The sequence below is a fragment of the Bacteroidales bacterium genome, assembly GCA_012517825.1.
In the GTDB taxonomy this organism is placed as follows: domain Bacteria; phylum Bacteroidota; class Bacteroidia; order Bacteroidales; family JAAYUG01; genus JAAYUG01.
The window spans coordinates 1-6,366 of the sequence record JAAYUG010000074.1; the positions used below are offsets into that span (position 1 = coordinate 1).

10 protein-coding genes and 5 tRNA genes are annotated in these 6,366 nt (G+C 45.5%); all 15 read left to right on the forward strand.

Going from position 1 to position 6,366, the window contains the following annotated elements:
* Positions 1-606, forward strand: a 606-nt coding sequence (locus GX419_04715; protein NLI23992.1) for a BamA/TamA family outer membrane protein, incomplete at its 5' end; no start/stop codon positions are given.
* Positions 607-609: 3 nt separating this feature from the next.
* Positions 610-1,524 carry a helix-hairpin-helix domain-containing protein gene (locus tag GX419_04720; protein ID NLI23993.1) on the forward strand — a complete coding sequence of 305 codons (915 nt, stop codon included), beginning with the start codon at positions 610-612 and terminating at the stop codon, positions 1,522-1,524.
* A gap of 79 nt (positions 1,525-1,603) precedes the next feature.
* The gene (locus GX419_04725; protein NLI23994.1) at positions 1,604-1,795 is read left to right on the forward strand and encodes a 30S ribosomal protein S21; all 192 of its coding nucleotides are present in this window, start codon (positions 1,604-1,606) and stop codon (positions 1,793-1,795) included.
* Positions 1,796-1,863: 68 nt separating this feature from the next.
* On the forward strand, positions 1,864-2,742 hold the full coding sequence (locus GX419_04730) for a tyrosine-type recombinase/integrase (GenBank protein ID NLI23995.1): 879 nt from the start codon (positions 1,864-1,866) through the stop codon (positions 2,740-2,742).
* A 19-nt stretch (positions 2,743-2,761) separates the two neighbouring features.
* A complete protein-coding gene (gene raiA, locus GX419_04735; protein ID NLI23996.1) occupies positions 2,762-3,058 on the forward strand; it encodes a ribosome-associated translation inhibitor RaiA in 297 nt (98 codons plus the stop codon).
* 104 nt (positions 3,059-3,162) lie between these two features.
* Positions 3,163-3,235: transfer RNA gene (locus GX419_04740), tRNA-Thr, on the forward strand.
* 20 nt (positions 3,236-3,255) lie between these two features.
* Positions 3,256-3,338 (forward strand) — tRNA-Tyr (locus GX419_04745).
* Positions 3,339-3,345: 7 nt separating this feature from the next.
* A tRNA-Gly gene (locus GX419_04750) sits at positions 3,346-3,418 on the forward strand.
* Between the two features lie 9 nt (positions 3,419-3,427).
* Positions 3,428-3,499, forward strand: a tRNA-Thr gene (locus GX419_04755).
* Between the two features lie 70 nt (positions 3,500-3,569).
* A complete protein-coding gene (gene tuf / locus GX419_04760) occupies positions 3,570-4,754 on the forward strand; it encodes an elongation factor Tu (protein ID NLI23997.1) in 1,185 nt (394 codons plus the stop codon).
* Between the two features lie 60 nt (positions 4,755-4,814).
* Positions 4,815-4,887: transfer RNA gene (locus tag GX419_04765), tRNA-Trp, on the forward strand.
* 27 nt (positions 4,888-4,914) lie between these two features.
* Positions 4,915-5,100 carry a preprotein translocase subunit SecE gene (secE, locus tag GX419_04770; GenBank protein ID NLI23998.1) on the forward strand — a complete coding sequence of 62 codons (186 nt, stop codon included), beginning with the start codon at positions 4,915-4,917 and terminating at the stop codon, positions 5,098-5,100.
* Positions 5,101-5,114: 14 nt separating this feature from the next.
* Positions 5,115-5,666, forward strand: a complete 552-nt coding sequence (gene nusG / locus GX419_04775) for a transcription termination/antitermination factor NusG (GenBank protein ID NLI23999.1) — start codon at positions 5,115-5,117, stop codon at positions 5,664-5,666.
* Between the two features lie 133 nt (positions 5,667-5,799).
* On the forward strand, positions 5,800-6,255 hold the full coding sequence (gene rplK / locus GX419_04780) for a 50S ribosomal protein L11 (GenBank protein ID NLI24000.1): 456 nt from the start codon (positions 5,800-5,802) through the stop codon (positions 6,253-6,255).
* 3 nt (positions 6,256-6,258) lie between these two features.
* On the forward strand, positions 6,259-6,366 hold a 108-nt coding region (locus GX419_04785), incomplete at its 3' end, for a 50S ribosomal protein L1 (protein ID NLI24001.1).

The following is a 6,366-nucleotide window of genomic DNA, read 5'->3' on the forward strand; positions in this document are numbered from 1 at the left end:
TCAAGGAGGTACTATCAGATATTCGGTACACAGTTCTCCCAGTTTGTCAGGGGAGAATTCGATTTCCGATACAATCACCTGCTCAATCCTACCGACTGGGTGGTATACCGTTTATATGCCGGGGTAGGATTCCCTTACGGGAATTCACCTACCATGCCCTTTGAAAAAAAGTTTTTTGCAGGTGGGGCTAACAGCATCAGGGCCTGGCAGGTGCGTACACTCGGACCAGGAACCTATAATGACACCATCTCCCGTTATCCGAACTCCCTGGGTGATATCAAACTCGAGGCAAACGTTGAATACAGGTTTAAATTGTTCTGGAAACTGGAAGGTGCCTTTTTTGCCGATGCCGGTAATATATGGGCTATCAGAAGTAACGATGAACGGCCGGGAGCCGTCTTTAAGCTGAACCGTTTCCTTTCCGATGTTGCTGTCGGCACAGGCATGGGCTTTCGTTTTGATTTTTCTTTTTTCATTTTCCGGATCGATGTGGGAATGAAGACGAGAAATCCTTCTTTGCCGAGGGGAGAGCGTTGGACTTTCCTGAATCATATTCCTGAGAAAAAAGATTTCGCGCTGAGCATTGCAATTGGTTATCCGTTCTGAGGTATGAACCTGTTTAAGAAACTGGCCGACCTTTGGCTGAATTTTTCACGGGGAGAACGAAACGGAATTCTGGTTCTTACAGTGCTTCTGTTTCTGATGATTGTTATCAACACCATCATTCCTTATCTGCCGCCGAGGAAAATATCTCAGGAGCAAAAGCAAAGCCTCCTGGCGCTTGCCGATTCATTGCGGCATATGACAGATTCTACTCCCGCTGTTTCTCTTGCTCCTTTCGATCCCAATACATTGACGGAGGATGGCTGGCGACGAATCGGTTTATCGCAAGGTCAGTCCAGAACGATAGTGCGATACAGAAATGCAGGTGGCCGTTTCAGAGAACCTGAGGATTTGTTCAGAATCTATGGAATTGATTCGGCATGGGTTAGGAGCATCATTCCTTACGTGCAGATTGCCCGGAAGGACGATGGAAATAAAAATGAAGCAGTGAATCAAAAAAAATGGGATGAGAAACTGGGTTCTTCAAAAGAATACCAGCAGAAAATAAGTGAAAAAAGCCATGGCTACGGCGAAATCAATACGGCCGATTCCGTTGCCCTTGTCCGGCTTTATGGAATCGGACCCGTAATGGCAAGGAGAATAATTACCTATCGTGCCCGTCTGGGCGGTTTTGTAAACATGGAGCAGCTGGGGGAAGTTTACGGAATGCGTCCTGAAATGCTTAAGGTATTGAAGGAACACTATCAATGCGATTCGCTGAACATTACAAAAATACCGGTCAACCGTGCCAGGGAAAATGAATTATCTCTCCATCCGTACCTTTCGCGTTGGAATGCACATTCCATAATGAAATACAGGGAAATAAAAGGGAAAATCACTGATCTGAACGAATTAAAAAAGAATCAGGTACTTCCTGATTCGGTTTTCCGGAAAATATATCCCTATTTGTCGGTTGAGTAGTTAAAAAGTAGCCAGGCGATATTTGTGTTATTTTATTATTTTTTTTAACTTTGCGGCTCATTTAAAAAAGGATGATGCTATGATTATTGTTCCGATCAAGGAAGGTGATAATATTGAAAGAGCGCTGAAGAAGTTCAAGCGGAAATTTGAAAAAACCGGAATCATTAAAGAATTGCGTGAACGTCAGGCTTATAAGAAACCTTCGGTTCGCCGGCGCGAAGTTATCACCAGAGCGGCTTATCTGCAGAGATTGCAGCAGGAGCAGGATTAAGGGGTTGCTTTATTCGGCGAAAGCCTGAAAATTCTTTTGCCCGGGTATTGTACTCTACCCCATTATCTATGCACCAGACGGATGTTTTTCTTACGTATCTGATATCTGAAAGGAGAGTTTCTCCTCATACCGTCCTGTCTTATAAAACCGATCTTGAACAATACAAGGATTTCTGCAAGGCCATCAATTCTCCTGTGGAGATTTCCGATGACCCTGTGATCATTCGCTCATGGATTGCTTCTTTACTGGAAAATGGCCTTTCAGCCAGAAGTGTAAACCGGAAAATGACATCCCTTCACTCGTATTTTCGTTTTGAAATGCGTGAAGGCCGGCTTTCTTCCGATCCGATGCTGATGATAAAACGTCCCAGAACCCGTTCCGAAGTGCCTGAATTCATCGATGAAGATCAGATGCGGCAGCTTCTGTCGGAGGTCGATTTTGGCGAAGGTTTCAAAGGATTACGTGACCGCCTCATTCTGGAAATGCTATACCAGACCGGCATGCGGTTGAGCGAGCTGATTTCGCTTCGCGATACGGACATACGGTTCGAAGAAATGGAAATACGGGTTACCGGAAAAAGAAACAAGCAACGCATTATACCGTTTTCGTTTTTGCTGAAAAAAATCTGCATGGAATACCTTGCTGTGCGAAACAGGGAGGTCGGTACCACAGATACCTTTCTGGTGCGGGAAAATGGAAAATCTTTATATCCAAAACTTGTTTATCGTACAGTAAATTATTATCTTGGTCAGGTGACCACTATCGCCAGAAAAAGTCCGCATATTATCCGGCATAGTTTTGCCACCCACATGCTGAACCGTGGCGCAGACCTTAATGCCATCAGGGAACTGCTTGGCCATGCTAACCTCTCGGCTACGCAGATCTATACCCACAATTCATTTGAAAAACTTAAAAAGGTATATAAACAGGCCCATCCGAGGGCTTAATTAACGAAAGGAGGCACCTATGAAAATCAATGTAACTTCGGTACATTTCGATGCCGATAAAAAGCTTCTCGATTTCATTAATAAAAAGGTGGTAAAACTTCAGCAGTTTGATGAACGCATTCTGGGTGCTGAAATCATACTGAAGCTTGAGAATAATATGGAGCAGGGGAACAAAATTGTTGAAATCCGCCTTGAGGTCCCCGGAAATGATCTTTTTGCCCGCCGGCAGTCCAAAACATTTGAAGAGGCTGTTACTGAGGCAATTGATGCTCTTCGAAATCAGGTTATCAAAACAAAGGAGAAAAAGCGTTCATAAACTCTTCATAATTTTCGGTTCAAATTTTTTTATCTTGACAAATTATTATACATTTGCAAACCGATTTTGGAGGGTGGTTTTTCAGGCATAAACAGCCTGAAATTGCCGATGTAGCTCAGTGGTCAGAGCAGCGGTTTTGTAAACCGCGGGTCGTGGGTTCGACTCCCTCCATCGGCTCTGTTCATTGAAATCCGTATGGGGAGATACCAAAGCGGTCAACTGGGGCAGACTGTAAATCTGCTGGCTGATGCCTTCGGAGGTTCGAATCCTTCTCTCCCCACATGTATGCGGGAGTAGCTCAGTTGGTAGAGCATAACCCTTCCAAGGTTAGGGTCGCGAGTTCGAGCCTCGTCTCCCGCTCAACTTTCTGCCGATGTAGCTCAGGGGTAGAGCACTTCCTTGGTAAGGAAGGGGTCATGGGTTCAATTCCCATCATTGGCTCAAATAAAGGAATGTAAATTAACTCAATAGAAAACCAAATAAAGTTTATAATTTTTAACCAGTTTAAATTATGGCTAAAGAAAAATTTGAAAGGACAAAACCGCACGTCAATATTGGTACGATTGGTCACATCGATCATGGAAAGACTACCCTTACGGCGGCCATTACCATGGTACTTGCAAAACAAGGTCTGGCAGAAGTGAAAACATTCGACCAGATTGACAATGCTCCTGAAGAAAAAGAAAGGGGTATTACGATTAATACGGCACACGTTGAGTACCAGACCGCAAAGAGGCACTATGCCCACGTTGACTGCCCCGGCCATGCCGACTATATCAAAAACATGGTTACCGGTGCTGCCCAGATGGACGGTGCTATTCTCGTGGTTGCTGCAACCGACGGTCCTATGCCGCAAACCCGTGAACATATTCTTCTGGCCCGCCAGGTGAATGTGCCCCGTATTGTTGTTTTCATGAACAAGGTTGACGCTGTTGATGACCCGGAAATGCTGGACCTCGTCGAAATGGAAATTCGCGAGCTTCTCAATTTCTACGGATTCGACGGAAACAACGCTCCCGTTATCCGTGGTTCTGCACTGGGCGCTATGAACGGTGATCCCAAGTGGGAAGAAAAGGTTATGGAACTGATGAACGCAGTTGATGAATATATCCCGCTCCCGGTGCGTGACGTTGACAAGCCCTTCCTTATGCCTGTTGAAGACGTATTCTCCATTACAGGCCGCGGTACAGTTGCAACAGGAAGAATTGAAACGGGTGTTATTACAACCGGTGAAGAAGTACAGATCATTGGCCTTGGCCAGGATAAGAAGACGGTTGTTACCGGTGTGGAAATGTTCCGCAAGATTCTGGACCGTGGTGAAGCTGGCGACAATGTTGGTCTGCTCCTCCGCGGTGTTGACAAGAAGGAAATCAAGCGCGGTATGGTTATTGCCAAACCCGGTTCCATCACCCCGCACAAAGTTTTCAAGGCTGAGGTGGTTGTGCTGAAGAAAGAAGAAGGTGGACGTCATACTCCGTTCCATAATCACTATCGCCCGCAGTTCTACCTCCGTACCCTCGACGTTACCGGAGAAATTATGCTCCCTGAAGGACGTGAAATGGTTATGCCGGGCGATAACGTGAACATCACGGTTAACCTGATCTATCCGGTGGCTATCAACAAGGGACTGCGTTTCGCTATCCGCGAAGGTGGCCGTACAGTTGGTGCCGGTACCGTAACTGAAATTATTGAGTAGTTCATAACTGCATCAGGTTCCGGAGAAGGAGTTTTCCACTCTCCGGATCTGATGTTGTACACGGGTGTAGCTCAGTTGGTAGAGCACTGGTCTCCAAAACCAGGTGTCGGGCGTTCGAGTCGCTCCTCCCGTGCAAGCTAATACCTTGAATAAAATGGGTCTGAAAACATACCTCGAGGAATCGTACAAGGAACTGGTTCACAAAGTTACCTGGCCCACATGGTCAGAACTTCAGAACAGTGCCCTTGTGGTTATGGTCGCCTCGCTGATCATTGCCATCATCGTTCTTGTTATGGACATCTCCTTCAAGAACCTGATGAAACTGATCTATGATATCATTATTTAACCCCGTTCCGGAAAATGACAACCGATACCGTCAAAAAATGGTATGTACTCAGGGCAGTCAGTGGTAAGGAGAAAAAGGTCAAGGAATTGATCGAAAATGAAATTGCCCGGCTGAACCTCCAGGATTATGTTTCCCAGGTGCTGATACCTATGGAAAAGGTCTATCAGATCCGGAAAGGGAAAAAAGTCAGCAAGGAACGGAGTTATTATCCGGGTTATGTTCTGGTTGAGGCAGCCCTGGTGGGTGAAATCCCCCACATACTTCGTAATATACCCAATGTGATGGGCTGGCTTACAGGTTCACGGGGAGATGATCCGATTCCCTTGCGTACCGAAGAGGTGAACCGCATCCTGGGCAAAGTTGACAACCTGATGACCAGTGAGGAAGAAATCAGTACCCCCTTCTTTGTTGGTGAAACAGTTAAGGTAATCGACGGACCGTTTAACAGCTTTACAGGTGTTATTGAAGAAGTTAATGAGGAAAAAAAGAAGCTGAAAGTAATGGTGAAAATCTTTGGACGGAAAACACCTCTGGAACTGAGTTTTATGCAGGTTGAAAAAGAATGAACTCTCGTACTACAACGTGATATAACAGATTGACCCGGCAGCTTTCTGACAGTTACAATAACCATAATGCTTCCTGAGTAACTGTAAAATGAAAATCTGCTGAGGAAAATCAAAATGTAATGCAAACACAATTATGGCAAAAGAAGTAGCAGGAATTATCAAATTACAGATAAAAGGTGGTGCAGCGAATCCTTCACCGCCTGTTGGTCCTGCTCTGGGTTCCAAGGGTGTAAACATCATGGAATTTTGCAAGCAGTTTAATGCAAGAACCCAGAGTAGTGCCGGAAAGCTGCTTCCGGTTATCATTACGGTATATTCTGACAAATCGTTTGATTTTATCGTAAAGAACCCACCGGTGGCAGTTCAGCTCCTGGAAGCCGCTCAGATCAAATCCGGTTCGCCTGAACCCAACCGTAACAAGGTTGGTTCGGTTACCTGGGAACAGGTACGTGCAATTGCCGAATCGAAAATGCCTGATCTGAACTGTTTTACCATTGAATCGGCCATGAAAATGGTGGCCGGTACTGCACGCAGTATGGGTATTACCATCAAAGGCGAGGATCCATTCAGCAAACAAAAAACTTCGTGAGGTATGGCAAGGTTGACGAAAAATCAGAAGAAAGCCGTTGAGAAGATAGAGCCGGGAAAAGCCTACAAACTCACGGAAGCCGCCGAACTTCTGAAGGAAATTACCTTCACA

What these genes read in the sequence shown, in the direction of transcription:
- GX419_04720 (NLI23993.1), top strand. Translation starts at nt 610, where the DNA reads ATGAACCTGTTTAAGAAACTGGCCGACCTTTGGCTGAATTTTTCACGG.
- GX419_04725 (NLI23994.1), top strand. Translation starts at nt 1,604, where the DNA reads ATGATTATTGTTCCGATCAAGGAAGGTGATAATATTGAAAGAGCGCTG.
- GX419_04730 (NLI23995.1), top strand. Translation starts at nt 1,864, where the DNA reads ATGCACCAGACGGATGTTTTTCTTACGTATCTGATATCTGAAAGGAGA.
- raiA (NLI23996.1), top strand. Translation starts at nt 2,762, where the DNA reads ATGAAAATCAATGTAACTTCGGTACATTTCGATGCCGATAAAAAGCTT.
- tuf (NLI23997.1), top strand. Translation starts at nt 3,570, where the DNA reads ATGGCTAAAGAAAAATTTGAAAGGACAAAACCGCACGTCAATATTGGT.
- nusG (NLI23999.1), top strand. Translation starts at nt 5,115, where the DNA reads ATGACAACCGATACCGTCAAAAAATGGTATGTACTCAGGGCAGTCAGT.
- rplK (NLI24000.1), top strand. Translation starts at nt 5,800, where the DNA reads ATGGCAAAAGAAGTAGCAGGAATTATCAAATTACAGATAAAAGGTGGT.